The organism is Paraburkholderia fungorum (genome assembly GCF_046027215.1).
Classification (GTDB): Bacteria; Pseudomonadota; Gammaproteobacteria; order Burkholderiales; family Burkholderiaceae; genus Paraburkholderia; species Paraburkholderia fungorum_D.
In genome coordinates, this window is the sequence record NZ_JAQQEN010000001.1 from 124,879 (window position 1) to 150,243 (window position 25,365).

23 protein-coding genes are annotated in these 25,365 nt (G+C 62.0%); 10 read left to right on the plus strand and 13 right to left on the minus strand.

Annotation, left to right across the window (positions count from 1 at the left end; all coding sequences use genetic code 11):
- Positions 1–512: 512 nt before the first annotated feature.
- The 5 genes from PQR27_RS00550 to PQR27_RS00570 form a co-directional block, all read right to left on the minus strand.
- Positions 513–1,472 carry an ABC transporter permease gene (locus PQR27_RS00550; protein ID WP_408521792.1) on the minus strand — a complete coding sequence of 320 codons (960 nt, stop codon included), beginning with the start codon at positions 1,470–1,472 and terminating at the stop codon, positions 513–515.
- Between the two features lie 29 nt (positions 1,473–1,501).
- The gene (locus tag PQR27_RS00555; RefSeq protein ID WP_408521793.1) at positions 1,502–2,542 is read right to left on the minus strand and encodes an ABC transporter permease; all 1,041 of its coding nucleotides are present in this window, start codon (positions 2,540–2,542) and stop codon (positions 1,502–1,504) included.
- Positions 2,532–4,097: a sugar ABC transporter ATP-binding protein gene (locus PQR27_RS00560; RefSeq protein ID WP_408525369.1), complete on the minus strand. Its 1,566-nt coding sequence runs from the start codon at positions 4,095–4,097 to the stop codon at positions 2,532–2,534. The genes PQR27_RS00555 and PQR27_RS00560 overlap by 11 nt, the downstream gene beginning before the upstream one ends.
- A 251-nt stretch (positions 4,098–4,348) precedes the next feature.
- Positions 4,349–5,368 carry an ABC transporter substrate-binding protein gene (locus PQR27_RS00565; protein ID WP_408521794.1) on the minus strand — a complete coding sequence of 340 codons (1,020 nt, stop codon included), beginning with the start codon at positions 5,366–5,368 and terminating at the stop codon, positions 4,349–4,351.
- Between the two features lie 117 nt (positions 5,369–5,485).
- Entirely contained in the window at positions 5,486–6,538 is a 1,053-nt protein-coding gene (locus PQR27_RS00570; protein WP_408525370.1) for a LacI family DNA-binding transcriptional regulator, read from the minus strand.
- A gap of 339 nt (positions 6,539–6,877) precedes the next feature.
- Here PQR27_RS00570 and PQR27_RS00575 point away from each other — a divergent pair, with 339 nt between their 5' ends.
- The gene (locus PQR27_RS00575; RefSeq protein ID WP_408521795.1) at positions 6,878–7,858 is read left to right on the plus strand and encodes an aldose 1-epimerase; all 981 of its coding nucleotides are present in this window, start codon (positions 6,878–6,880) and stop codon (positions 7,856–7,858) included.
- Positions 7,859–7,925: 67 nt separating this feature from the next.
- Here PQR27_RS00575 and PQR27_RS00580 read toward each other — a convergent pair whose 3' ends face one another.
- Positions 7,926–8,723 carry an endonuclease/exonuclease/phosphatase family protein gene (locus PQR27_RS00580; protein WP_408521796.1) on the minus strand — a complete coding sequence of 266 codons (798 nt, stop codon included), beginning with the start codon at positions 8,721–8,723 and terminating at the stop codon, positions 7,926–7,928.
- 111 nt (positions 8,724–8,834) lie between these two features.
- On the minus strand, positions 8,835–9,341 hold the full coding sequence (locus tag PQR27_RS00585) for a hypothetical protein (protein ID WP_408521797.1): 507 nt from the start codon (positions 9,339–9,341) through the stop codon (positions 8,835–8,837).
- A 269-nt stretch (positions 9,342–9,610) separates the two neighbouring features.
- Here PQR27_RS00585 and PQR27_RS00590 point away from each other — a divergent pair, with 269 nt between their 5' ends.
- From PQR27_RS00590 to PQR27_RS00605, 4 genes are all read left to right on the plus strand, one after another.
- Complete coding sequence (locus PQR27_RS00590) at positions 9,611–10,588, plus strand: AAA family ATPase (RefSeq protein WP_408521798.1); 978 nt, start codon at positions 9,611–9,613, stop codon at positions 10,586–10,588.
- A gap of 258 nt (positions 10,589–10,846) precedes the next feature.
- Positions 10,847–11,272, plus strand: a complete 426-nt coding sequence (locus PQR27_RS00595; RefSeq protein ID WP_408521799.1) for a DUF4148 domain-containing protein — start codon at positions 10,847–10,849, stop codon at positions 11,270–11,272.
- A 266-nt stretch (positions 11,273–11,538) separates the two neighbouring features.
- On the plus strand, positions 11,539–12,645 hold the full coding sequence (locus PQR27_RS00600; RefSeq protein WP_408521800.1) for an NAD(P)/FAD-dependent oxidoreductase: 1,107 nt from the start codon (positions 11,539–11,541) through the stop codon (positions 12,643–12,645).
- 186 nt (positions 12,646–12,831) lie between these two features.
- Positions 12,832–13,143 (plus strand): high-potential iron-sulfur protein, encoded by a 312-nt coding sequence (locus PQR27_RS00605; RefSeq protein WP_408521801.1) that lies wholly within the window; start codon positions 12,832–12,834, stop codon positions 13,141–13,143.
- Positions 13,144–13,282: 139 nt separating this feature from the next.
- On the opposite strand, the gene PQR27_RS00610 is transcribed toward PQR27_RS00605, so the two are convergent.
- Both PQR27_RS00610 and PQR27_RS00615 read right to left on the minus strand, forming a co-directional pair.
- On the minus strand, positions 13,283–14,800 hold the full coding sequence (locus PQR27_RS00610; protein ID WP_408521802.1) for an amidase: 1,518 nt from the start codon (positions 14,798–14,800) through the stop codon (positions 13,283–13,285).
- 159 nt (positions 14,801–14,959) lie between these two features.
- Positions 14,960–15,658, minus strand: coding sequence for a dienelactone hydrolase family protein (locus PQR27_RS00615; protein ID WP_408521803.1), 699 nt, complete (start codon positions 15,656–15,658; stop codon positions 14,960–14,962).
- A gap of 1,017 nt (positions 15,659–16,675) precedes the next feature.
- On the opposite strand from PQR27_RS00615, the gene PQR27_RS00620 reads away from it, so the two are divergent.
- The gene (locus tag PQR27_RS00620; RefSeq protein WP_408521804.1) at positions 16,676–17,821 is read left to right on the plus strand and encodes a branched-chain amino acid ABC transporter substrate-binding protein; all 1,146 of its coding nucleotides are present in this window, start codon (positions 16,676–16,678) and stop codon (positions 17,819–17,821) included.
- Positions 17,822–17,963: 142 nt separating this feature from the next.
- Positions 17,964–18,980: a cupin-like domain-containing protein gene (locus PQR27_RS00625; protein ID WP_408521805.1), complete on the plus strand. Its 1,017-nt coding sequence runs from the start codon at positions 17,964–17,966 to the stop codon at positions 18,978–18,980.
- A gap of 52 nt (positions 18,981–19,032) precedes the next feature.
- Here PQR27_RS00625 and PQR27_RS00630 read toward each other — a convergent pair whose 3' ends face one another.
- Complete coding sequence (locus tag PQR27_RS00630; RefSeq protein ID WP_408521806.1) at positions 19,033–20,244, minus strand: MFS transporter; 1,212 nt, start codon at positions 20,242–20,244, stop codon at positions 19,033–19,035.
- Positions 20,245–20,425: 181 nt separating this feature from the next.
- Here PQR27_RS00630 and PQR27_RS00635 point away from each other — a divergent pair, with 181 nt between their 5' ends.
- The 3 genes from PQR27_RS00635 (at position 20,426) to PQR27_RS00645 (ending at position 23,283) form a co-directional block, all read left to right on the plus strand.
- Positions 20,426–21,088, plus strand: coding sequence for a HugZ family pyridoxamine 5'-phosphate oxidase (locus PQR27_RS00635; RefSeq protein ID WP_408521807.1), 663 nt, complete (start codon positions 20,426–20,428; stop codon positions 21,086–21,088).
- 392 nt (positions 21,089–21,480) lie between these two features.
- On the plus strand, positions 21,481–21,783 hold the full coding sequence (locus tag PQR27_RS00640) for an H-NS histone family protein (protein WP_408521808.1): 303 nt from the start codon (positions 21,481–21,483) through the stop codon (positions 21,781–21,783).
- Positions 21,784–22,038: 255 nt separating this feature from the next.
- Complete coding sequence (locus PQR27_RS00645; RefSeq protein WP_408521809.1) at positions 22,039–23,283, plus strand: cation diffusion facilitator family transporter; 1,245 nt, start codon at positions 22,039–22,041, stop codon at positions 23,281–23,283.
- Positions 23,284–23,339: 56 nt separating this feature from the next.
- On the opposite strand, the gene PQR27_RS00650 is transcribed toward PQR27_RS00645, so the two are convergent.
- The 3 genes from PQR27_RS00650 to PQR27_RS00660 all read right to left on the minus strand — a co-directional run bounded on the left by PQR27_RS00650 (position 23,340) and on the right by PQR27_RS00660 (position 25,159).
- Positions 23,340–23,810 (minus strand): Lrp/AsnC family transcriptional regulator, encoded by a 471-nt coding sequence (locus tag PQR27_RS00650; RefSeq protein ID WP_211193365.1) that lies wholly within the window; start codon positions 23,808–23,810, stop codon positions 23,340–23,342.
- A 78-nt stretch (positions 23,811–23,888) separates the two neighbouring features.
- Entirely contained in the window at positions 23,889–24,518 is a 630-nt protein-coding gene (locus tag PQR27_RS00655; RefSeq protein WP_408521810.1) for a 3'-5' exonuclease family protein, read from the minus strand.
- On the minus strand, positions 24,515–25,159 hold the full coding sequence (locus tag PQR27_RS00660) for an MBL fold metallo-hydrolase (RefSeq protein WP_408521811.1): 645 nt from the start codon (positions 25,157–25,159) through the stop codon (positions 24,515–24,517). Before PQR27_RS00660 ends, PQR27_RS00655 begins: the two co-directional genes overlap by 4 nt.
- Between the last annotated feature and the right edge of the window lie 206 nt (positions 25,160–25,365).

Consider the following 25,365-nt stretch of genomic DNA (forward strand, 5'->3'; position numbering starts at 1 on the left):
AACCCGTGGTCGGGAATCACGCGCAATCCGCTATTTTACCGCGCCGGCTCCCTGAGGGCAGCGACGCGGCGGTTGAGCGTGGTGAAGCGGGTTACCGGACCCGGAAGCGGCGGTGCCGGTCATTGTTATGATCGGCGCCGCGAAAGTCGTTGGCGTGAGTGCAGCCGCGCTTCAGCAAGGGTACGGCGATGGGCGAAAGCCACGCAGGGTGGCTGCCATCGGCTGTCCGGCATGCGCCGGATAGGCGCGCCGCGCGGGCAGCATTTTCAGGATGATACCGAAACCCGCCCTGCGCTGCAGCATTGACCCTGCTGACAAAACTGGCAAAAGCAGATCAAGCGGGCCCGAAAAATGAGGCGATGCGCTGCGCGTGGCGAATGACGCAGCGTCAGGCCGAGGCTTTTAATGGACTTTGAATTGCCGCGCTGGGTTGGTACACAAAGCGGTTTTCGGGCTCACCATAATCGCCTGAAATCCATGCCAACAAAGAAATCAGGCGGTTCGTTGAAAAATTACGCCGTAGCCGTGACCCGCTTCCTGCCGCGTTGCTTCAGCACCCGCGCCTGCAGCACGATCACGAGCAGCAGGAACACGCCGCGAATCACCGATTGCCAGTACGCCGACAGGCTGATGAACCCCAGCCCGTTTTCGAAATTCAGCAGATTGAACACCAGTCCAAGCAGCAGGACGCCGGCAATCGTCATCGCGATCGAGCCTTCGCCGCCGGTGAGCAAGGTGCCGCCGAGCACCACCGCCGAGATCGCAAACAGCTCCCAGCCAACACCCTCATTCGGCTGACCGGCGCCGAATTGCGCGGCGAGGATCACGCCCGCCATGCCGGCGAGCAGGCCGCTCACCGCGTACGCCATCACCAGCGTCCGGTCTACATTCAGGCCCATCAGCCGCGCGGCTTCCTCGCTGCCGCCGATCGCCAGCGAATGCCGCCCGAAGCGCGTGCTGCGTAGCGCGAGCCAGCCGGCCAGCGCGGCGACCACCGCGACGATGCCTGGAATCGGCAGTCCGAACAGATCGCCTTGTCCGAAGTTGCCGAAATTCGACTCGGCCGCAATCGACACTGCATCGTTCTTGCCGAGCAGCAGCGCGACACCATGCGCGCCGAGGCTGGTCGCGAGCGTCACGATGAAGGGCAGGATTTTCAATCGCGTGATGATGATGCCGTTGAGCACGCCGACCGCGAGTCCCGCCGCGCACCCCGCCAGCACGGCGACCCAGCCGCCATAGACGCTGGTCAGCGCCGCGACCACGCTGGACAGCGCGGCCACCGTGCCAACCGACAGGTCGATGCCGCCCGTGATGATCACAAACGCCATGCCCACCGAAATGAGCGCGAACATCGAGTTGTAGCGCCAGAAAGACGTGATGTTGTACGCCGAGCCGAAGTGCTCGTAGCGCACGAGGCCGAGCACGACGAGTGCGGCCAGCGCCAGTAGGATAGGAAGATTCTTTTTCATCGCATCGAGTCCGAAAATGGCCTGTGGCTTTAACGCGAGCGCCGCTGCACATAAACCGCCGCGACGATAATGCCGGCCTTGACCACTAGCGCCGCCGCGTCGGGAATGCCGTGCGCGAGCAGCGTGTAGCGCAGCAACTGGATGATCAGCGCGCCGATCAGGGTGCCGCCGATGTACGCCTTGCCGCCCGTCAGTGCGGTGCCGCCCACCGCCACCGCGGCAATCGCATCGAGTTCCACGCCGAGCCCAACCACGTTCGCATCCGACGACGAATTCACCGAGATCGAGATCAGCCCCGCCAGTCCGGCGAGTGCGGCGCATAGCGTGTAGGCGATCAGCTTCACGGTGGCGGTCGGCACGCCGCAAAGATAGGCGGCTTTCTCGTTGCCCCCGGTGATCAGCAGGTACTGGCCGAATAGTGTTTTGCGCACGACCCAGACGAATAGCGCGACCAGCGCAAGCATCAGCAGCACCTGGAACGGCACGCCACCGACCTTGCCGAGCGCGATCCACTGGAAAGCGGGCGTGTTGAATGCCTGCAGGCTGCCGTCGGTGACGACTTGCGCGATGCCGCGCCCGGCGATGAACAGCACCAGCGTCGCGACAATCGGCTGGACAGATAACCTCGTCACCAGCAAGCCGTTGAAGACCCCACATACGGCGGCGGCCAGCACCGGCAGCACGAACGCGAGTGCAATGCCGCCGGGCCCGGGAATGTTCAGGAACAGCATCGGCGCGAGCGCGCCCGAGATCGCCATTGAGGCACCCACGGACAGATCGATGCCCCCCGTGGCCACCACCAGTGTCATGCCGATGCCGACGATCACGATCGTCACCACCTGGGTCATGTTCACGTTGAAGGTTTGCAGCGACCAGAAATGCGGCGTGAAGATCAGGTTGAATAGCACCATCGCGAGCAGCACGATCACTTCGCGTTGCATCGCGAGATGGCGCCATTTCTTCACCGTCGTCGTGGGTGCCGGTGCCGGTGCCGGTGCCGATGCGGCAAGCGGCGCACCCGCGGCAGGAAGCTGCGGCGCGGTTTCGTTGCGTAACGACTTAAGCGCCATGACGGTCGCCCTCCAACGCGTCTTCGATATGGGCGGTCTGGGCGGCTTCGACCAGTTGCGAAGGGCCGTCGCCGCCATAGGCGATCGCGTCCATGATCGCGTTTTCGCTCATGGACGCGCCGTTCAGTTCGGCGACCGTGCGGCCGTCGCGGATCACCACCGCGCGATCGGCCACGGCCGTCAGTTCTTCCAGCTCGGAGGCGGACAGCAGCACGGCCAGTCCCGCGTCGCGTAACTCGCGCACGATCTTCGCGACATCGGCTTTCGCGCCGACGTCGATGCCACGGGTCGGCTCGTCGAGCAGCAGCAGCGAGGGTTCGGCCGCGAGCCAGCGGGCAAGCAGAACCTTCTGCTGATTGCCGCCGGACAGTTCGCGAATCGGTTGATCGGGCGAGCGCAGCTTGATGCCGAGCGACGCGATAAACCGGTCGACGATCGCCTGCTGTTTCTTCACATCGACCACGCCATTCCTTGCCAGCGTGCGCAGGCAGACGAGCGTGAGGTTGTCGCGCACTGAAAGTTCGGGGACGATGCCTTCGCCCTTGCGGTCTTCGGTTAGATAGGCGAGGCCACGTGCGATGGCGTCCTGCGGGGATTTCAGCGCGACGGTCTCGCCGCCGATCGACAACGAACCCTGTTCGAGCGCATCGGCGCCGAACATCAGGCGCATGGTTTCCGTACGGCCGGAGCCGAGCAGGCCCGCGAGGCCCACCGCTTCGCCCGCGTGCACGTCGAGCGAGACGTCGGTCACTTTCGGATGCGCGCTCAGATGCATGGCGGCGATCGCCTGCTTGCCGCGCCGCGCCAGATTCGCTTCACGCGCGGCGGTGTCGTCCTGTACGACAGCGGCGAGCGTGCGGCCGAGCATCGTGGTGACGAGCTGCAGTTTGTCCATCTCGGCCATCGTGCTTTGTGCGACGGTCTGGCCGTCGCGCATCACGGTGACGCGGTCGCATAGCGCATACAGTTCGTCGAGCCGGTGCGAGACGAAGATCACCGCGCGGCCGTCGTCGCGCAGTTTGCGCACTACCGTGAAGAGCAACTCCACTTCGCGTTCGTCGAGCGACGAAGTGGATTCGTCCATGATGACCATCTTCGCGTCGGACGACACCGCGCGCGCGAGTGCCACCATCTGCTGGATCGCGGTCGAATAGCGGCCGACGGGTTTCTTCACATCGATCTGCAAACCGAACGATTCGAGCAGCGCGGCGGCGCGGTGCTGCACCGCGCGCCAGTCGATCAAACCGAAGCGGCGCGGTTCGCGGCCGAGGAAAATGTTTTCCGCCACCGAGCGGAACGGCACCAGATTGATCTCCTGATAGATCGTGCTGATACCGGCTTCGCGCGCCTGTTTCGGCGTGCGGAAATCGACCTCGCGGCCTTCGAAGCGCACGCTGCCCGAGCCGCGTCGATAGGCGCCGGTCAGGATCTTGATCATGGTCGATTTACCCGCGCCGTTCTGGCCGATCAGCGCATGCACTTCGCCTGCGGCAACGCTCAGATTGGCGCTGCGCAACGCGGGCACGCCGCCGAAGCTGATGCCGATGTCCTGCATCTCGAGCAGCGGCGATGGGGTAAGGGGAGAGTGTGGCGTCTGCGTGCCGGATTCCGTCACGGGTGTCCTCCTGATGCATGTCCTACGTTTGCTGCACGTGCGAATCGCCGTGGCCGTCCGGGCTCCATGCAAGGGCGTTGTCGAAGCATGTTACGCCGCATAAAAGCGAAGCGACGGCCCGTGCTGCCACGAACGCGTCGCTTCGAACCCTTCACGTCCCCCAGGGAGACAGGCTGGGGTACTGCGACGGATCAATAGCCGTACTGCATGCTTTGCTGCACGTTGCTCTTATCGTAGAAACGGTCGGACACCTTGACCCACGTCGGGATCTTTTCGCCCTTCGCATAGCGCTGTGCGACGTCGCAGGCGAGCGGGCCGAAGAACGGGCTCGACTGCACGCTTGCGCCAAGTTCGCCGGCGGCGATGGCGTCGAGACCGCCCTTGGTGCCGTCGATCGTGACGATCTGGATGTCCTTGCCGGGTTGCTTGCCGGCGGCCTTGATGGCGGCGATCGCGCCGAGCGCCATTTCGTCGTTGTGGGCGTAGACGGCGGTCACGTCCGGATGCGCCTGCAACAGCGTTTCCATCACCTGACGACCCTTGTCGCGCGCGAAGTCGCCGCTTTGCGAGGCGATGATCGTCATGCCCGGATTCTTCGCGATGATTTCGTCGAAGCCCTTCTTGCGGTCGTTCGCAGCCGACGCGCCAGTGGTGCCTTCGAGTTCGATGATCTTCGCCTTGCCGCCGGTTGCCTTGACGAGCCAGTCAGCCGCGCGATGACCCTGATCGATGAAGTCCGAGCCGATGAAGGTGATGTAATCGCGGCCCGCCTTAGCCACCGACTGATCGACGTCGCGGTCGACCAGAATTACCGGAATGCCGGCCTTCTTGGCCTGCAGCACGACCGGCGCCAGCGGTTTTTCTTCGCGCGGCGGGAACACCAGCAGATCGACGTGTTGCGCGATCATGCTTTGAATGTCCGACACCTGTTTGGAGTTGGAGCCGTTGGCGTCGGTCATCACGACCTGCCAGCCGCATTTCGCGGCGACCTCCTTGAAGCTCTTCGTTTCCGCGAGACGCCACGGATTGTTGCTTTCGGTCTGCGCGAAGCCGACCTTCAGCGGAGTCTTGGTGGACAGCTTCGGCAGCGCGTCATCGGCATGCGCCGTGGCGACGCTAAGACCGATTGCCAGAGCCAGCAGCGAACCTGCCAACGGACGAATCTGCTGCTTGCGCGCATGCTTGCGCGACTGCGTGTTGAGCGACGCCATGTCTTCCTCCAGTACCTGGTGAGGTAGGTGTATTTGCTTTTTAGTCTTTCTCTTGCCGGCCGGCACTGTTCCGCCTCCACCGGACGTGCCGATTATTTCATCTCGAAATATTATCGGTCAATCACTAATAATATTAGTTATTGGCTTTTTCGCCTCGGTAATTACCCTGACCGACGCGCGTTCAACGAGCGGTCCGTCGAGCTTGACCATGCGGTGCCGCACCGGCGCGCCGGCGGCCCGGTTGTGCTCTTCCTGTAGCAGGGTTTCGACCGCCCAGCGCCCCAGCTCGTAGTTCGGCAGCACCACCGTCGAGAGAGGCGGGTGCGTGTGGCGGGCGATTTCCTGGTCGTCGTAGCCGAGTACCGAGATGTCTTCGGGCACGCGGTGGCCGAGTTGCTTCAGCGCCTCGATCGCGCCGATGGCGGTGAGGTCGTTGGCGCAGAAAATCGCTGTCGGCGGATTCGGTTCGCGCATCAGCGAGAGCGTGAGTTCGAAGCCCAGGCCCGAGCTCCAGTCGCCGTCGCGCACCAGTTCAGGTGCGAAGGGCAGGTCGGCAGTGGCGAGCGCGGTGCGATAGCCCTTGAGACGATCTTTCGACGCGTCCTGCCAGTGTTCGCCGTTGATATAGCCAATGCGCCGATGCCCGGCTTGCAGCAGATAGTCGGTGGCCAGATGGCCGCCCGCCACCTCGGCCGGGACGACCGACGACAGGCCGCCCTCGCTGGTGTAGCAGTTCAGCAGCACGGTTGGCACCTGCGAGAGCGCTGCAGGCAGCGTCACCTTGCGCGTGTAGACGGTCGCATAGATCACGCCGAAGACGTGCGGATTCGACAGCGTGGCGTCGAGCACCTGCTTTTCGATGTCGGCGTTGCCGTGCGTCGAGTAGACCGCGAGCATTTTGCCGCTTGCATAAGCCGCGTCGCGCGCGCCGTCGATATTCACGACCGGATGCGGGCTGGTGGAGATTTCGTCGGCCAGATAGACGATCAGATTGCGTTCGTCGGTCGAGGCCGATACCGGTTCGCGCGGCGACAGCCGGTAGCCGAGATCGTGCGCCGCCTTCAACACCTTGCTACGGGTGGTTTCGGAGAACTTCGCGCCGGTCGCGTTGTTCAGGACCAGCGAGACAGTCGATTGCGACACGCCGGTGAGCTTGGCGATGTCGGTCATGGTGGGACGGCGTTGAGTCGATTTTTTCATTATGCGGGCCGCGTTGCAGCGGCGCAGAAGCAGGGCATGCCGTAGGCATTGTGGTGCTGACGGTACCACTAATAATATGCGCGCGGCAACGCACGCTAACCCGTCCATTTGGGAGGTGGGTTGGTTGATTTTGCCGGGCTCAGATCGGTAAATTTATTACTAATAATATTGACCGATCCGCTTTGGCGTGCGATTCTCGGTCGCGCGGACCCTGACAGTTCGCCGACCGCGCGTTGTGCGCGGCACGTCATAGGAGACACCGATGCGCGTTCACTCCGCCATCCGCCTGAGGCCCTGCCTTTCCTGACCATGCCCGACGTTTTCCTGAATCCGATCCGGCCGCCCGCGGCGGATCTCGCGTGGCTCGACGATCCCGTTATTGCGCCGACGCTTGTCACGCTGCAATCCGGAGCGATGCGCCTCGTGATCGCGCCGGAAGTGGGCGGCGCGCTCGCTGCCTACTACGAGACGACGCCTGAAGGACCGCTGCACTGGCTGCGTCCGGCTACGCACGCGGCGTTCGTGGAGCGCGATCCACTGCGCATGGCGAGCTTCCCGCTGTTCCCGTACTGCAACCGGATTCGTGACGCGTGCTTCGAATTCGACGGCGGCACGGTCGACCTGAGCGGGAACGACCTGCGCTTCGCTCACGCCTTGCATGGCAACGCGTGGCGGCACCCGTGGAGAGTCGGAGCGCGCACGGAAAGCGCGGTGGACTTGCACTTCGACCATCTGGCCGATTCACGTCTGCCCGGCGACTGGCCGTTTCGCTATCGCGCGCAGCAGCGTATCGAATTGATCGGCGGCGCGCTGCGCATTACATTGTCCGCGCAGAACCTCGCCGATCGGCCGATGCCGTTCGGCATGGGTCATCATCCGTACTACCCGCGCACCGCACAAACCCGCGTGTACGCCGACGTGCAGGCCATGTGGCACGCAGATGCCGAGGTGCTGCCGACCCATCTCGGTCCGCATCCCGCGGTTCAGGCGCTGCGCCAGGGCATGTCGCCGGATGCCTTCGACCTCGACAACAACTTCGCGAACTGGTCGCGCGAAGCGACCATTGCGTGGCCCGACGAACATCGCCAACTCTTGATGACGGCCGACGCGCCATTCGATCACATGGTGATTTTCGCGCCGGCCAATGACGCGCAACTCTGCGTGGAGCCGGTGACGAACACCACCGATTGCTTCAACGCGGCCGGCATGGGCGAGAACGTGGGTGGTTGCGTGCTGCAGCCGGGCGAAGAGATCGCCGCCACGCTTAACTGGACACCGCGGCGCGCTTGATAAGCGGCATGGCTGCGGGGAAGAAGAGTAAAGCGGGCGGCGTCCAATACAGCGCCGCCCAAACCCGTCATTCGACCCGCAAGCGAGCCATGTAAGGCAAGTGATCCGAGAGCCACGCGGTTTCCTGCGTCGGCTGGATCCATTCGATCGGCTGCATGCCGCGCACGAACATCTTGTCGAGCGCGAGTGCCGGTGAGAAGGCCGGAAAGGTTCGGCCCGATTCGCCAAGTAACGTCGCCACCTCGTGCATACCATGTTCGCCGAATAGCGGCACGGAATCGTTGCGCCAGTCGTTGAAGTCGCCGGCCAGAACCAGCGGACCTTCGGGCGCTTCCTTCGCGATCCAGTGCGCGATCCAGTTCATCTGCCGCAAACGCGCCGAGCGGGTGAGCGCGAGGTGCGCGCACAACAGCGTGACCGAGTGGCCGCCGAAGGTGGCTCGCGCCACCAGCAGCCCGCGCTTCTCGAAGCGATGCGCGGAGATGTCCCAGCGTCCGCCGAGATCGAGCGGATGCGGCGACAGAATCGCATTGCCATGCCGCCACGACGGCTTGAACACGTTCGGTCCGAGCGCGATTTCGAGTTCCAGCGCGCGCGCAATCTCGGTCGCCTGGCAGTGCCAGACATCGCTCAACGGATCGGTGAGCGGCGCGCCGAAACTGCTCGCCAATACCGGCGACGGCATGCGCCGCGCCATCGCTTCCTGCAAAAAGTAGGCGTCCGCGTGGGTTGACTGGACCCAGCGTTGCATCGCCTGCCAGGCCTGAAAACCTAGCGGTGTGCGACCCTTATGCAGGTTCCAGCTCACCGCAATGAAATCCTTGGGCGCTACGCTCTCGCGGATCAATTCTTCGGGGTTTCGCATGCCGCGTTGTCCACGTGTTCTGTTTGAAGGCTTCGGTTTGCTTCGGTTGTTCGCTTCAGCCTGTGTCAGGTTGCGCGCTCATTCACGCTCACTTGCGCTTTCAGCAGCGTTTTAGCCTGGATTACCCGCGAGGCTCGCCCGCACGCGATAGACCAGGTTCGGGTTCTTGTCCACGATCGTCCAGCTGCTCCACTGGCCGGCCGCAACCTTCAGTCCCGGGTGGCTTGCATTCACCTGACGCGGCTGCGGCGGCAGCTTGCAGCCCGTATCGGTCTGGCGTGCGCCGTCTTCCTCGAAAGTTTCCTGCGCTTCGATCGACAGTGTGACTTCGTTCGCGTCCGCCTGCAGCGGCGAGACCGTGAGCGTGCGCGCCAGATCGATGCTGCCGCCGGGCTGATCCTTGCAGCCGACAGTGTGCTGCACCATCTTGTGATGCGTGTCCGTACGCGCCTGGCCAACCGTGGTGGTTCCGTCGAACGAGTCGATCTGCTGGCCGTCGCGCATGACCTGCAACTGCCACTCCACGACCTGCTGGGCCGGCCGTTGTTGTGCATTCGCAAGCAACGAAGCGCTGAGCGAAGTGCCTAGCACCACGGCCACGATACTGGTTTTCCACATAGAAGGATTCTCCGGGTCACTGCACCCGCCGAGTAGTCAGACGGCCATCTTACGCCTGATAAGCGCAACGCTTTTCTGACTCGCCAAAGGGAACCGGGTTCAGCAACCCTGCACTTCAGGTGGGGTTGCGAAGCGTCGAAAACAACCCGTTGTTAGCAGCAGAGCCGCATGACTGCTGGCTTGCACGCAAATATGTCGTCGTTACACTGGACTTGAAACGGCGCCCAACAGGGTGCTGCAGTAGCAAGGCCAGCCAGACGGGGTGAGCGATGACAACAGCCATGGTCAAACAGGAAATCGCGGTGGCGTCTTTCAGTCAGGTGTACGACCTCGATCAGGTCGAAACCGCGCTGAACGATCTCGGCGAAGGCGCAAACGAGGCGCTGCGTGCAACGTATGAAAAAATGCTGAAAACCGGCAACCTGCGCTTTTGCGTCAAGCCGAACCGCATGCCGTCGATCGACGATCTGATCGACGCACTGCCCAACTTCGCCGGCCCGCTCGACGACGTGCGCAAGCAGGTCGCCTTGTGCCTCGAGACTGAAGACCGCCTCGAACTGATGCCGATTCTTCTGCTCGGCGACCCCGGCATCGGCAAGACGCATTTTGCCAAGCAGTTGGCGCGCCTGCTCGGCACGGCCTACCAGTATGTGGCAATGAGTTCGCTGACGGCAGGATGGATTCTGTCGGGCGCTTCGTCGCAATGGAAGAATGCGAAACCCGGCAAGGTGTTCGACGCGCTCGTGAACGGCAGCTATGCGAACCCCGTGATCGCCGTCGACGAAATCGACAAGGCCAGCGGCGACTCGCAATACGATCCGCTCGGCGCGCTGTATGCCCTGCTCGAACACGACACGGCGCAGACTTTCATCGACGAATTCGCCGAGATTCCGATCAATGCGGGCCATGTGATCTGGATCGCCACCGCGAATGACGAACGCTCGATTCCCGAGCCAATTCTCAACCGCATGAATGTGTATGAGATTCCGCCGCCGGATCACGCCGGCGCTCGGCGTATCGCCCAGTCGATTTACGGTGAAATCCGCTCCGCGCACGGCTGGGGTTTGCGCTTTCCCGAGTCGTTGGGTGAAGGCGCGCTGGATGCGCTGAAACTGGCATCACCGCGCGAAATGCGCCGGGCGATCCTCAATGGCTTCGGCGCGGCACGTATCGACGGACGCGACCGGATCGAATCTGGCGATATCCGCCTCGACTACGGAAATCGCCGAAAACCCATCGGTTTTTGACGTTTTTCGGCCTGTTTTATGCCTAAAAGCCGCCTCCGGGCGGCTTTTTTACGTCTTAATTCGATTAATCCCTAATTAAATTAGGGTGAATGCTGCGGCCATTGTTGCTAATTGTGAGATGGTAAGTTGTTTCAATCGATCTGACTTTCCGATAGTCGGTGTATACACTGAGTCCCAACGAGATGACCTCTGCGCCACGGCGCCCGGCGTCACTCCGGCATGCACAGAATTCGATATCAACGACTATTGGAATCCACGATGAGAACCGCTTCCTTCGCCTTGCTCTTCTCCGCCACGGTCGCTGCTCCCGCTTTCGCAAGCGGTTACGGTCCGGCCACGTCGTATCGTCCGGAAGTCGCGACCTACACGCAGCCGAGCACGGTGACCCGCGCGCAGGTGCAAGCCGATGTGGCCCACGCTCGCGCCGCCGGCGAACTGAACGTGAATCCGTATGCACCGGTTTCAGCTGACAGCGTCGTCGCTAGCGCCGACAACGGTCCGAAGACGCGTGCTCAGGTGAAAGCCGAATTGGCCGAAGCCCGCGCGAATGGCCAGTTGAATCTGAACCCGAACGCACCGGCGTACCCGCAGCAACTCGCGACCGGCGGCTACACGGCGCCGCGCGCCCAGGTGACGACCTCGGCGGTGGACGCATCGCGTCCAGGCGCGAGCACGCAGAACTAAGCGGCGAAGCCGTCGTCCCCATGAAGAATCGAGCGCAACGACCTCTGACGGCGTACACTGAATCCGTCCGGCCCATAAGCTCAAGACCGAATGCCCGCAGTCGTTTCCGACTGCGGGCATTTGTGTCTGTGCAGCGTCGTACAATTTTGCGTATGGGCAGGTGCGTTCGACAGCGAGCAGTGTGCGGCTCTCGGTAGCCGCATGCTGGCTTCATCTTTATCGGGTGAACGAGGCAGCGCGCGGTGAAGTTGGCCGCGTCAAGGGACATGGATCAAATCGAATGTGTAGTGATCGGCGCGGGAGTAATCGGCCTCGCGGTAGCTCGCGCACTGGCGGCGCGCGGGCGCGAAGTCATCGTGCTCGAAGCGGCCGAGGCGATTGGCGTGGGCACCAGTTCGCGCAATAGCGAAGTGATTCACGCGGGGCTCTACTATCCGCGCGGTTCGTTGAAGGCGACGCTGTGTGTGCGCGGCCGCGAGATGCTGTACGACTACTGCGCCGAGCGCAACGTGCCGCACTCGCGTTGCGGAAAATTGCTGGTCGCCACCTCACGCAACCAGATTCCCCAGCTCGAAAGCATCATGGCGAAGGGGCGGGATAACGGTGTGCTCGATCTGATGCGAATTACCGGCGACCAGGCGCAAGCGCTCGAACCGGCGCTTGAATGTGTCGAGGCGGTGTTCTCGCCGCAGACGGGCATCGTCGACAGTCACCAGTTCATGCTGGCGCTTCAGGGCGACGCCGAACGTGACGGGGCAGTGTGCGCGTTCCACGCGCCGGTCAAAGACGTCGAGGCGAGCAACGGCCGCTTCGTCATCAAGGTGGGCGGCAGCGCGCCGACCACGATTAGCGCCGCATGCGTGATCAACAGCGCCGGCTTGCACGCGAACTCACTCGCGCGCAAGATCCGCGGGCTCGACGCGCGCCACGTGCCGCCGCTTTATCTCGCGCGCGGCAACTACTTCAGCATCTCGGGGCGCGCACCGTTCAGCCGTTTGATCTATCCCATGCCGAATGAAGCCGGGCTCGGCGTGCACCTCACCATCGATCTCGGTGGCCAGGCGCGTTTCGGTCCCGATGTCGAATGGGTCGATACGATCCATTACGACGTCGATCCGCGCCGCGCCGATTCCTTCTACGCGGCGATTCGCGCGTACTGGCCCGCGCTCCCCGACGATGCATTGCAGCCTGCTTATGCGGGAATCCGTCCGAAGCTTTCCGGCCCGGGTGAACCGGCTGCTGACTTCGTGATACAAGGTCCGGCCGCGCACGGTGTGCGGGGGCTCGTCAATCTGTTCGGTATCGAGTCGCCGGGTCTGACGGCGTCGCTTGCGATCGCGCAGCGCGTCTGCGAACTGAGCGGTCGCGCGTAATAATTCTCAACCCGGTTTTCACCGCCTACTCTGCTTCCGCGCGCCGGGTTGATAAGGGCGCGCCGAGCAGTACCAATTCGGTTATCTCTATCATTTGGGCCGTCACACGTGGCGGCTTCATTGCTATCCTTGGGGACCGCTGTCATCAGAACGGCGATCAGTTCAATATAAATGGAGTGAGTCCCCATGAAATCTTCCCGTCGTACGTTTTTGATCACCAGCATTGGTGTTGCATCCACGCTCGCACTGTCGCGCCAGGCATTCGCCGACGCACCGAAGGTCGCGGAAACAGATCCCACTGCGCAAGCGCTGGGCTACAAGGCCGACGCCACTAAAGTCGACAAGGCCAAGTTCGCGAAGTACGCAGCCGGCCAGGACTGCGGCAACTGCAGCTTCTATCAAGCCAAGCCGACGGACCCGTATGGCGGCTGCCCGATGTTCGCGGGCAAGCAGGTCGCGAGCACGGGTTGGTGCAGCGCATATAACAAGAAGGCTTGATCGACGCACTACGTGATGGGCGGGCTGGGGCTGTCGATCTTTTGCCGTGGCGTGCATTCCCGGCAAGCGCCACTCGGATCTCGACGCGCGGCGCGACCCCGCCTGAGCGTATTTCTTCACGCGGCGCGCAATCTTTCGACTAGCTGCGCGCCTGCATCAGCGGCGGCCGTTTATCAAACCAGGGGCGCGCCGCTTCGAGTTGCGCGGCGAGCCGCAAGAGTGTCGCCTCACCGCCGTCGCGCGCGGCGAACTGCACGCCAATGGGCAGTCCGCGCGCATTCCAGTAGAGGGGCACCGACATCGCCGGCTGGCCGCTCAGATTGAATAGCTCCGTGCATCCTGCCCATGCGAATGCCTTGTTCGACGCTTCGGTGAGCAGCTTCTTCATCAACGGTTCGAGTGGCATCGCGGTGACGGCACGCATCTGCATGCGCTCCGACGCGGTGGGCTGCATCTCCCCAATCTTGATTGGAGGCGCGGCGAGCGTCGCGCACAGAATCACGTCGTAGCGGCTCAGCAAACTAGTGAGGCGCCCGGTGATGCGGCGCTGTTCTTCGAGCGCTGCAGGCAGGCCGCGCTCGCCGAGTTTGCGGCCGACATGCGCCATCGCCCAGGTCGAAATTTCGAATTCGGCGCGCAGCGGCTTGCGACCGGTAATGCGATCGGCGTTCAGCACGAGCTCTTCCGCCGTCACCGACCAGAGCGTGAGGAACGCATGCCGGACCGCCGCGAAATCGATGCCGAGCGAAACCGGCTCGATGTTGTGTCCCAGCGAAATCGCGAGCTGCGCGGCGTCGTCGAGCGCGGCGCGCGCGTCGGCGGATAGCGAAGGCGCCAGCATCGGTTCCGTCACGTAGGCGATGTTCAACGGCTTGCACGGCTCGCGCGTTGCGCCGAGGAAAGTACCCGGCGCACCGAGCGGTCTGTCTGCGTTGCCCGCGAGCAGATCGAGCAGCAACGCACTGTCGCGCACACTGCGCGACACCGCGTGATCGACGCCGAGTTCGCCGGCGGCTGCAGGCGCGCCGCGTGGTACGCGTCCACGTGACGGCTTCAGGCCGAACAATCCGCAGCACGACGCGGGAATGCGGATCGAGCCGCCGCCGTCGGAAGCGTGCGCGAGCGGGACGATGCCCGCGGCGACCGCCGCAGCCGCTCCGCCGCTCGAGCCGCCCGGCGTATGGTCGAGATTCCATGGATTGCGGCACGCGCCAAACAGTTCGGGCTCCGTATAAGGCATCTGGCCAAGTTCGGAGGTGCTGGTCTTGGCGAAGATATTCAGGCCAGCGGCTTTGGCAAGCGCGACGACCGGTGCATCCTCGGCAGGAACGAAATGGCGATAGTGACGGCTGCCCATTGCCATGCGCAGCCCGGCGACCGGTGCGCCCAGATCCTTGATCAGATAGGGTACGCCTGCCAGCGCTGCCTGAGCGCTCATGCCGTTCGCACTCTCTGCGCCGTTGGCGCGGTTTGCGTCGTATTGCGACGCGCGTTGACGTGCAGCGTCGTAGTCCTTCAGGACAATCGCGTTGATCGCGGGATTGACGGCCTCGGTGCGTGAGATCGCGATATCCAGTAACTCGCGCGCACTTGCTTCGCGGGTCCGAACCAGGTCGGCGAGGCCGATGGCGTCATTAACGAGATAGTCTGATTGCACGACGGATGGGCCTCGCTCTCAAGTGTTGGAATCTGCCAGTCGCATTCGCATGGTCGCCGATGAAACGGTTGCGCTGGACGTCCCGTGGTCCTCGTTCATGCGTGCGCAAGGAAGAAGACGGCGCGCACGCTGCGCGCCGTCTTTGAGAGCGTACCCGAGTTACAGGCGTTCGCCGAGGAAAGTCAGTGTGCGGCCATGCGCCAGTGCGGCAGCACGCTGGTTATACGACGCGCGATCCGAACAGTTGAAGCCGTGATCGGCGTTCGGATAGATGTTGAAATCCGCATCGGTGCGGCCGGCAAAGCGCTCCTGAATCTGGCCGACGGCCGACAGCGGAATGTGCGCATCGAGTTCGCCGTAGTGGAATTGCATCGGCACCTTGATCTTCGCGGCTTCGTCGAGCTGGTTCTGGATGCCACCGCCGTAGTAAGCGACTGCGCCGTCGAGCGTGCCTTGAGCGGCGGCCAGATACGCGAGCCGGCCGCCGAAGCAGTAGCCGATCGCCGCGACCTTGCCGGTGACTTCCGGCATGGCGCGCAATGCCGCGGCAGCCGCGCCGATGTCGGCCACGGCGTGGTCGACGTTGGTCTTTTGCATCAATTCGATGCCCTTCTCGCGATCCGCGCCGTCATAGGTCAATTCGACGCGCGGCTGCACGCGCCAGAACACGTCCGGCGCGAGCGCGACGTAGCCGTCCTGCGCGTACTGATCCGCGACCGAGCGGATATGGCTATTCACGCCGAAAATTTCCTGAATGATGATGACGGCCGGTCCCTTGCCGCCCTTGGGCAATGCCAGGTAGCCGCCGAAACTGTCGTTACCTGCGGGGATGTCGATCCATCGGGAAGTTGTGCTCATGTTGCTCTCCATGGTGATGCGCGAGGTCGGTCCGAATGAACGCCAGAGGCCTGAATGCCTGAAGCGGGCGGTCAGTTTGCCACCAAAAGAAACGCCGTGCAGTGAGGCCACGTGCGAGCCGACAAGGCGCTTAGCGTCACGGCCGTCCCGTAAGACGATTGAAACATTTTCGATGATTCATTTCGCCGCCGCCGGCCGGCGGGGTACGGTCGAGCGTATTGGCTTGCGGCGGCTGCGGGCGCATTCGCGTGCAACTGAAATGCGCACGTCGATCGGACTGCGCGTGTGCCGATGGCGAGCTGCATATCCGGATGGTTTTCTTCGGACGAGGCCGCCCGTCTGCGTGCAAACGGCTTGTATGTAATAGGCACCGCTTTCCTCACTTGTCTGGAGAGTGCGCTACCGCACGTATGGAAAACCCGCGTGCGGTCGATGTCCGATACGTTGACGGCGGTGACGCGCGCGATCATGCGCGTCACGCTCGTGACATACGCAATCCGTCGATGCCGCGTTCGAGCGAGGGTTGGGCAACCGCACGAGGAATGGCATGCGGCCGCGGCGGATCGCCGTGCTAAAGCGTTGATTCGGCAGGGTCCGGGTGCGTTTCGCACGGGTTTGCCGCGTGCCCGTTTTATACACACAAAGCCCATTCGAATCATTAACGGTTTAGCACGCGAAAACCTTTAGGGTGTGCTGTTAGACGACAGGCTCACCTAGCGGAAACCCGCATGGGCCGGTGCTTTCCAGCCTCTCTTTTCAGGCGGAATTGGCGCCTGTTGGATAAACGCTATTAGTGTTCATCCCACTTTCTCAAAAAAGTCCCACAAATTAATTTGATGGCCTACACTTGCGCGCAAGTACGGATAGCCGCCTGCCACAAACAGGTTGGTCCACGTGCTGGCCAAGTGCATGAACGATGCAACCGGCGTGGTCGTCCACGGGACTGAGCGACACGTGTTGGGGAAGCGGGGGCACAGGGCGATTACGTTGTTTTTGGGACCGAAACTGGAGACTTATATGAACATCAAGATTCAAAAGCTGTTGCCGATCAGCGCTGCGGCGATGCTGTTCGCCACGTTGGCAACTTCGGCCGCAGCCGACACGGTCGTCAAGATCGGTCACGTTGCGCCGCTGACAGGCGGTATCGCTCACCTGGGTAAAGACAACGAAAACGGCGCGCGCCTGGCAGTTGAGGAAATCAACGCCAAGGGCCTGACGATCGGTGGCCAGAAGGTCACGCTGCAACTCGATCCGCAAGACGATGCAGCTGACCCGCGCACGGCAACTCAAGTCGCGCAGAAGCTGGTCGACGACAAGGTGGTCGCAGTGGTTGGTCACTTGAACTCGGGTACGTCGATCCCGGCTTCGAAGATCTATAGCGATGCCGGCATCGTGCAGATCTCGCCGTCGGCAACGAACCCGGCTTACACGCAACAAGGTTTCAAGACGACGTTCCGCGTCGTGGCGACCGATGCGCAACAAGGTCCGGCACTGGCTAACTACGCTGCCAAGGGTCTGAAAGTGAAGAGCGTCGCGATCGTTGACGACTCGACCGCTTACGGCCAGGGTCTGGCAAACGAATTCGAAAAGACCGCCAAGTCGCTGGGCCTGAACGTGATGTCGCATGACGCGACGAACGACAAGGCTGTCGACTTCCGCGCGATTCTGACGAAGATCAAGGGCGAAAACCCTGACGCGATCATGTACGGCGGCATGGATGCCACCGGCGGCCCGTTCGCCAAGCAAGCCAAGCAACTTGGCCTGCGCGCGAAGGTGCTGGCAGGTGACGGCGTGTGTACCGACAAGCTGTCGGACCTCGCTGGCGACGCAACCGACAACATCGTCTGCTCGGAAGCCGGTATGGCGCTCGAAAAGATGTCGGGTGGCGCAGCGTTCCTCGCCAAGTATCAGAAGCGTTTCGGTCAGCCGATCCAGATCTACGCTCCGTTCACGTATGACGCTGTGTACATCATCGTCGACGCTATGAAGCGTTCGAACTCGACCGATCCGGCGAAGATCCTGGCAGCGATGCCGGCGACCGACTACAAGGGTGTGATCGGTGAAACCACGTTCGACTCGAAGGGCGACCTTCAGCACGGCGTGATCTCGCTGTACAACTACAAGGCGGGCAAGAAGACGCTGCTCGACGTAGTGAAGATGTAAAAACCGCGTGAGCGAAGACAGCTTTGTCTGTCTTGGCTCAAATGGTTGACAAGGCACGCGCGCCGGAAGGCTCGCGTGCCTTTTCTTTTGGGTATTCGTATGACAGGCTGGAGGGTTAAAGGCGACTGTTTGGGAGGATGCCATGGCTTTTGCGACCCGTTCAATTGATGACGGCTGGCGCCGCTGGATCGCCGAGAATCTGCTGCTCGACGCACCGCCGCCCGCCCTGCACGGTGCGTTGGTCGGACATGGTTTCGACGCGGCCGAAGCCGCGCGCGAAATCGAGACGGCGCTCGCGAGTCCGTATTTGCAGGGTGCGACACGCATGCGCAATCGTTTGCGTAAGCGCGACTGGATATTGTCGGTGTACGGCACGTTAAATCGCATGCGCGCCAGCAGCGGCGTGATCGAAAGACGCGAGCGTTTATCGCGTGAGGAGTTTTTTGAGCAGTACTATTTTCAGAACCGGCCGGTCATCATCACCGGCGCGTTCGATTTCTGGCCGGCGCGCACGCAGTGGAGCTTCGACTACTTTCGCGAACGGTGCGGCGATTGTGAAGTCGAAGTGCAGTTCGGCCGCGAGTCGGACGCGAATTACGAAATCAATCAGCCGAAGCTCAAGCGCATGATGCGCTTTGCTGATTATGTCGATCTCGTCGAACGTAGCAGTGCGACCAACGATTTCTATATGACGGCCAATAACAGTTCGCACAATCGCGCGGCCCTTGCGGCGTTATGGTCCGATGTGCCGACGATCGGCGAATATCTCGATGCTGGCTCGCCCGACACTGGCTTTTTCTGGATGGGACCGGCCGGAACGAAGACGCCGTTTCACCATGACCTGACCAATAACTTCATGGCGCAGGTCATTGGCCGCAAACATATCAAACTGGTTCCGCTGTCCGACACGCAATATATGGCGAACCACCTGCATTGTTTTTCGCTAGTGGATGGCAGTGCAATCGACTACGAGCGTTTCCCGGCGATGCGCAATGCGCAGTTGATCGAGTGCACGCTCGCGCCTGGAGAATTGCTGTTTCTACCAATCGGCTGGTGGCATTACGTCGAAGGACTCGATCCCTCAGTGACAATGACGTTCACCAATTTTCTGCAGCGTAACGACTTCTCGCGTCATTACGATACTTATCACGAGCTGTAATGCGGGGCTGGCGCGGTTGAGTCGCGGCGTTGCTTTGTCATTTGGAGCCGGTTTAGATTTTCAGGCGCCGCAGCACCTTCGGACCCACCATCGCGATCAGTGCCGAGCACACCGCCACCACCGACAAACCGATCGGCAAGCTGGTCGCCTGCGTCACCGCGCCGATGATCACCGGGCCAAGCAGGAGCCCGAAATACGCTAGCCCTGCCACATGCGCGAGTCCTTCGGCCGCGTGGATGCCCTTTACGCTGGCCGCCGCCGCGAACAGCACCGGCATCATGTTGGCGAGCCCAAGTCCCATCAGCGTGAAACCGATCAATGCGGCAACCGGAGTCGGCAGCAACAGCGCGCCGACCATCCCCGCGCAAGCAAGCGATGCACTCGCCATGACCAGTTGAGGTGCGCCGAAGCGGGCGCGCACGGCGTCGCCGGCAAAACGCGCAGCGGCCATGCCGCCCGAAAACGCCGCGTACGCCGCGCTGGCGAGCGCCGGCGTGGACAGCACCACGTCGCGCATATAGACGGTGGCCCAGTCGTACATGGCGCCTTCCGCAATCAGCGCGACCAGCGCCATCAGGCCGAGCGCCCACAACGCCGGCGAACGCCAGCGATTGGCGCGCGGCGTCGCGGCATCGGGATGGTCGGCATGCGGCACATGCGGCAGCACGGAAGGGCAAGCCGCGATCAACACCAGCGCGCTGACGGCGGCCGCCAGTGCAAGATGCACGGCAGGCGCCATGCCACGCGACAGCAGCGCCCCGCCAACCGCTGCGCCGAACATCCCGCCGACGCTGAACATGCCGTGCAGCGACGACATGATCGGCTTGCCGAGCGCTTTCTCGACGGCGCTGGCTTCGGCGTTCATCGCGACGTCGAGGGTGGCCATGCCCGCGCCGAAAATGGCCAGCACAACCAGCAATAGCCAGTAGGCCGGCACAACCAGGATGAGCGCCGCGCACACCGTCATCACCAGGCCGCCCGTCAGGCAGGCGCGGCGCGTGCCGACCCGCGCGATCCACGACGCATTCAGCGCCATCGCGCCGATCGAGCCGCCGGCCACGGCCAGCAACGCGAACGAGAGCATCGCCGCGTTCAGATGGAAGTTGTCGCGTACCGTCGGCACGTGCACGCCCCACGACGCGTACATCATGCCGGCGATAAAGAAGACCGCCATCGTCGCCCAACGGGCGCGCTGCCGTGCAGTATCGGAAAGGTCGCGATGGGCGGCGGGGAGAGCGGCGAATTCGGAGGAACGGTCGGACACTGAAATCTCGTCGTTGGGGCGTGCGCCAGGGGGAAAGCGCATTGAAAGCGAACTTCCGATTCTAACGAAGGGCGTCCTCTTGTGCTTGGAGGGCGGCGACCTACGCTTTACGATGATTCAGGGCGGATTGGGCGAGGCACTCGTCCGTCCGCAACCCGCTTATCCATTGAGGGACGCGCACTTGAACATTCCCGCTCACGCTCCGCTTCATCTGCTGCACACAGCCGCTGTCGGCACACTCGCCACCCACGCGCGCCAGCCGCAAGGCTTTCCTTATCCTTCCGTGCTGCCATTCGCACCGGACCCACAGCACCGCCCGACCATTCTCGTGAGCCGACTCGCCGAACACACGCATAACCTGCACGCCGATCCGCGCGCGGGTTTTCTGGCTGTCGATGCACCCGATGGTGACGTGCTGAGCGGTCAGCGCGTCACCTTGCTTGGCACCTTCGAACCTGTCGACTCGACGCCCGAGGTCGTGCAGCGCTATCTGCGTTATCACCCGGACGCTGAGCGCTATCTGGTTCTCGGCGATTTCACATTTTGGGTAATGCGGCTTGAACGGCTGCGCTATATCGGCGGCTTCGGTGCAATGGGATGGCTTGATGGCGCGGAACTCGATCCGCTGCCGCCGCTTGCCGTCGATGAAGAAGACGCGCTGATTACGCACTTCACAACGCGTCTGGCACACATCGGCAAACACCAGTTGCTTGGCGTTGATCGATATGGCGCCGATCTGAAACTGGACGGCACGCGCGCCCGTTTCGCCTTCGACGAGGCTAAAGCCGATACCGAAACCTTGCATGCGGCGCTCGAAGATTGCATCCAGCGTCACGCCAAATAAGCATTGATTGCCGTTTGGGGAAAACACGCATACCGGAATAACAGTGTTGGGCGTGTATCAATATGTGACGACGTTTCGTGTTAAAGCTCTCATGGGATGAAATGTTTTCGGGAAATCGGTATCTCAATTTTCATTTTTTGATAATTAATCCCCCATTTACTGATTTGTGAGAACTTCTCTTCAGTGAAATTCGAAATAAGCTATTTGAAAGGTTTCGTAACGCCACGTCCTATCGAAATTTTTTGAAACGAATTGGGATTAATTTTACGAGTGCGCTTTCGTAGTTTTTCTATTCTGTGTTAATCTCGCCATCAAATTCCGAGGCATGATCACCTTCAAAGGGCAAGCTGGCTTAAGACTGGCAGTCGTTTATCTAAACCACAAGGGAACCTATGTCTTCCTACAAGGAACTACTCGCACAGCGCGAGAAGCTCGAAAAGCAGATCGAAGAAGCGAAGTCGCGCGAATACGCTGAAGTGTTGAATGAGATCAAGCAGAAAATGGCCGACTACGGCATTTCTCTGACAGAACTCGGTGGTGGCCGCAATGCCAAGGGCGCTAAAGCCGGTCGTCCGCGCGCGGGTGTCGCGCCCAAATACCGCGACCCGGACAGCGGCAGCACGTGGTCCGGCCGTGGCAAGCCACCGCGCTGGATCGCAGGTCTCGATCGTGAGAAGTTTCTGATCGAGAAGTAATGCCGTACAGCAGCGGCGCCGTTATCGCGCCGCTCCTGTCAGAGAAAACCGCGTACCGTTCTGGGCGCGGTTTTTTTATTCATACTGCGATCCGAGGTGTCTTTTCTTTCGCACGTGCTCCGTGTAACTGGAACGCGAATGCTTTTCGTTTCGATAAGCGGCTGATTTAAAAGGAAATTTTAATGCCGTTGTCAGCGCGTTCCGAGATGCGCCGGGTAGAATACAGGCATTGAACCTTTTTACATTGTCTCCGGGATGCCGTCCGCCGCTGCCCAATCCGCTGAAAAACACCGCGTTGCGCGCAAGAGTACCTTTGTCAGTATTGCGCTGAATACGGTGCTGATGACACTGCAAATTGTCGTCGGTGTGTTCGCGCATTCGCAGGCGTTGATCGCCGACGGTGTCCATTCCCTCGCCGATCTGATTTCCGATTTTGTCGTACTGGTCGCTAATCGGCACTCGGGGGCGAAGCCCGATGCGGATCACAATTACGGACACAGCCGCTATGAAACCGTCGCCTCGCTGTTTTTAGGCGGGCTGCTGATTACGGTGGGTGTGGGTATGTTGTGGCGCGCGGGTACCCGTCTCGCCGATTTGCAAAGCATTCCCGCCGTGCATATGAGCGCGCTCGCGGTTGCGGTGCTGGTGCTGGTCTGCAAAGAGAGTCTGTTTCGCTACATGCTGCGCCAAGCGCAGCGCGTGCGTTCGGCCATGCTGATTGCGAACGCATGGCACGCGCGGTCGGACGCCGCGTCGTCGCTGGTGGTGGCGATCGGCATTCTCGGCAGTCTTGCCGGTGTGCGTCTGCTTGATCCGATCGCCGCGGCGATCGTCGGATTCATGGTGGCGCGCATGGGGTGGATGTTCGGCTGGGATGCGCTGCAAGATCTGTCCGATCGCGCGCTCGACGAAGCCGCCGCCGCCGATATGCGCGCGCTATTGCTCGCCACCCCAGGCGTGCGTGACGTCCACGAGTTGCGCACCCGCAAGATGGGTGACTTCGCATTGGTGGACGCCCATATTCTGGTCGATCCGCTGATCTCGGTCTCCGAGGGGCACTACATTGCGGAGTCCGCGCGTTTGCGCGTGCTGGGCGACAACCGCGTGCTCGACGCGCTAATCCATGTCGACCCGGAGAACGACGCCGTAGCTCGCCCGCCAGTCAATTTGCCGACGCGGGAGCGGGTGATCGCTGAAGTCGACGCAGCGCTGGCTGAGGCTGGCGTGCGGGCCGCAGCGGTCAACATTCACTACTTGAGCACGGGATTGGATGTCGAGGTGGTGTTGCCGGCGGCGGGTTCGCAGACTTCGGAAAGCGCTGCGCAATGGCTGGCTCACGTCGATCTGGATGCGCTCAAGCGCCGTCTGGGCGCCCGTAAGCTGAGCGTGTTGCAGGACCTGGTCCTGTCGCCTGCCACCGAAGGCGACGCAACGCTGGAGCCCGGTGCTGGTGAGGCCGTCGCTCAAGGTAAAACCATTGAATCGCATGGCGCCGCGTGATTCAGCCGCCGCCCGCGCCGGAGAAGGCCGCGCGAGCGGGTTTCAGCCTCACAGTGTTAAAGCGGCAATTGCGTATCGAATTTGATTTCGCGCAGCACGACGCTCGTACGCACCTGTGCAACGGCGGGAATCTTGAAGATGCGTTCGTGCAGAAAGCTGTCGTAGGCCTTGATGTCTGGCGCAACGATTTTCAGGATGTAATCGGATTCGCCCGTGGTGCTGTAGCACTCGGTGACTTCCGGGCAGGTGGCGATTTCCCGTTCGAACTGCTCGACGCCGCCCTCGGTGTGCCGCGTGAGATGAATATGGGCCAGCGCGCAGACGTGCAGCCCCAGTTTTTCGCGATCGAGCAGCGCCGTATAGCGCTGGATCACGCCCGATTGCTCCATGTCCTTGATGCGCCGCCAGCATGGCGTGCTTGACAGGCCGACCTGGTCGGAAATCTCCTGCACGGAGCGGCGTGCGTCGAGCTGCAGTAGGCGCAGGATTTTTTGAGAGAACGTATCGAGTGTCAACTGCGCCTCCATTTGCGTCGCCGTATCAACGCATGGTAGAGGGCGCGAAAACGAAACGCAATGGAAAACGGCTTCGACGAGGGAGATTACCTAATTTGCCGGTTCCTCAGCGGCGTTTTGTCCTGAGCCGTCCCCATCTTTGGCGGCCGCCAGCGTGACTGCCTGGGTCGCGCGGAGCTCCTTGAGCATGTTGCAGAAGAGCGCACCCTGTTCGATGGCGTCGTCGAGCGCGACGTGTGTGTGCGGATGTTCGTCGAACCAGTGCTTCGGAAAGCGCGGCTTGATGTTTTTGCGGTAGGGCAGGCCGGTCATGGCGAAGGCAAGGGTCTTGATGTCCAGTGCCGACCACGAAAACGGGCAGCGGCCGACGAACCGCATCATGTACCAGAACATATAGGTGAAGTCGAAACCCGCCGGCATCGCGACGAATACTGGCTTGCCAGGCAGCGCCTCAACCCATTCGACATAAGCCTGCAGCGCGGCAGCCGGTTGCTGCAAATCCTTGCGACAGGCTTCCCATGCCTCGGGCTGGGTTTTCCACCAGGCCTCCTGCACCGGATGCGGGGCGGCGCCCTCGAGCAACTCGAGATTCGCCGAGAAGGTCGCGATCAGCTGCTTGTCTTCCGTATAAGCCGCGGAGGCGAAACTGAGCATCGAATGTGGGCCGGGAATCGGGCCGTCCGCTTCGACGTCGGTGCTGACAAAGATTTCGCTGCTCATGCTTCTACTCCGTCGGCAACGTACGGGTTGGTGCGGCGTTCGGCGCCAAACGTCGAGGTCGGCCCGTGGCCGGGAACGAAGGTGACGTCGTCGCCGAGCGGCCAGAGCTTCTCGCGAATCGAGCGCACCAGATCAGCGTGATTGCCGCGCGGAAAATCGGTGCGGCCGATCGAGCCGGCGAACAGCACGTCGCCTACCAGCGCGAGCCGATGCTTGCGGCTGAAGAACACGACATGGCCCGGCGTGTGGCCGGGGCAGTGATAGACCTCGAGGGTTTCGTCGCCGAATTGCACCGACTCGCCGTTGTGCAGCCAACGGTCCGGCTCGAAGGCTTCGGCAGCCGGAAAGCCGAAGCGCGTGCTCTGATCCGGCAGCTTATCGAGCCAGAAACGCTCGTCCGGATGGGGGCCCTCGATGGACACGCCGTAGTGCGTGGCGAGCGTTTTCGCCCCCGCGCAATGATCGATGTGGCCGTGGGTGAGAAAAATTTTTTCAATTGTTACATTTTGACGTACAACCTCGGACTGGATGACCTCGAGATCGCCGCCCGGATCGACCACGGCGGCGCGCCCGGTGACCTCGCAAACAAGCAGTGAACTGTTCTGCTGGAACGGCGTGACGGGGATCAGGGTGACTTTCATGGGGGGCGGCGCCGCTGGAAAAACGTTGATTGTACCGGCCTCTCGTCCGGACTCGCGGCAGGCGCTCGAGGCCGCCGCAAGGCACGTTTGTCTGCTTATTTTTGCAGCAAGCGTGAAAATTCATCAAGGTTTTCAGTCGCTTGTCATCCCGAAAATCTGTTTTGGGTATAATGGCCTCAATTGCACAGGAAACTGTGCTGCCACAA

Bases quoted from the DNA above. Each gene is read 5' to 3' on its own strand.
- PQR27_RS00615 (WP_408521803.1), bottom strand. From the start codon at position 15,658: ATGAGCACAACTTCCCGATGGATCGACATCCCCGCAGGTAACGACAGT.
- PQR27_RS00565 (WP_408521794.1), bottom strand. From the start codon at position 5,368: ATGGCGTCGCTCAACACGCAGTCGCGCAAGCATGCGCGCAAGCAGCAG.
- PQR27_RS00570 (WP_408525370.1), bottom strand. From the start codon at position 6,538: ATGACCGACATCGCCAAGCTCACCGGCGTGTCGCAATCGACTGTCTCG.
- PQR27_RS00590 (WP_408521798.1), top strand. From the start codon at position 9,611: ATGACAACAGCCATGGTCAAACAGGAAATCGCGGTGGCGTCTTTCAGT.
- PQR27_RS00620 (WP_408521804.1), top strand. From the start codon at position 16,676: ATGAACATCAAGATTCAAAAGCTGTTGCCGATCAGCGCTGCGGCGATG.
- PQR27_RS00585 (WP_408521797.1), bottom strand. From the start codon at position 9,341: ATGTGGAAAACCAGTATCGTGGCCGTGGTGCTAGGCACTTCGCTCAGC.
- PQR27_RS00655 (WP_408521810.1), bottom strand. From the start codon at position 24,518: ATGAGCAGCGAAATCTTTGTCAGCACCGACGTCGAAGCGGACGGCCCG.
- PQR27_RS00640 (WP_408521808.1), top strand. From the start codon at position 21,481: ATGTCTTCCTACAAGGAACTACTCGCACAGCGCGAGAAGCTCGAAAAG.
- PQR27_RS00650 (WP_211193365.1), bottom strand. From the start codon at position 23,810: ATGGAGGCGCAGTTGACACTCGATACGTTCTCTCAAAAAATCCTGCGC.
- PQR27_RS00605 (WP_408521801.1), top strand. From the start codon at position 12,832: ATGAAATCTTCCCGTCGTACGTTTTTGATCACCAGCATTGGTGTTGCA.
- PQR27_RS00575 (WP_408521795.1), top strand. From the start codon at position 6,878: ATGCCCGACGTTTTCCTGAATCCGATCCGGCCGCCCGCGGCGGATCTC.
- PQR27_RS00660 (WP_408521811.1), bottom strand. From the start codon at position 25,159: ATGAAAGTCACCCTGATCCCCGTCACGCCGTTCCAGCAGAACAGTTCA.
- PQR27_RS00645 (WP_408521809.1), top strand. From the start codon at position 22,039: ATGCCGTCCGCCGCTGCCCAATCCGCTGAAAAACACCGCGTTGCGCGC.
- PQR27_RS00580 (WP_408521796.1), bottom strand. From the start codon at position 8,723: ATGCGAAACCCCGAAGAATTGATCCGCGAGAGCGTAGCGCCCAAGGAT.
- PQR27_RS00625 (WP_408521805.1), top strand. From the start codon at position 17,964: ATGGCTTTTGCGACCCGTTCAATTGATGACGGCTGGCGCCGCTGGATC.
- PQR27_RS00560 (WP_408525369.1), bottom strand. From the start codon at position 4,097: ATGCAGGACATCGGCATCAGCTTCGGCGGCGTGCCCGCGTTGCGCAGC.
- PQR27_RS00600 (WP_408521800.1), top strand. From the start codon at position 11,539: ATGGATCAAATCGAATGTGTAGTGATCGGCGCGGGAGTAATCGGCCTC.
- PQR27_RS00555 (WP_408521793.1), bottom strand. From the start codon at position 2,542: ATGGCGCTTAAGTCGTTACGCAACGAAACCGCGCCGCAGCTTCCTGCC.
- PQR27_RS00550 (WP_408521792.1), bottom strand. From the start codon at position 1,472: ATGAAAAAGAATCTTCCTATCCTACTGGCGCTGGCCGCACTCGTCGTG.
- PQR27_RS00595 (WP_408521799.1), top strand. From the start codon at position 10,847: ATGAGAACCGCTTCCTTCGCCTTGCTCTTCTCCGCCACGGTCGCTGCT.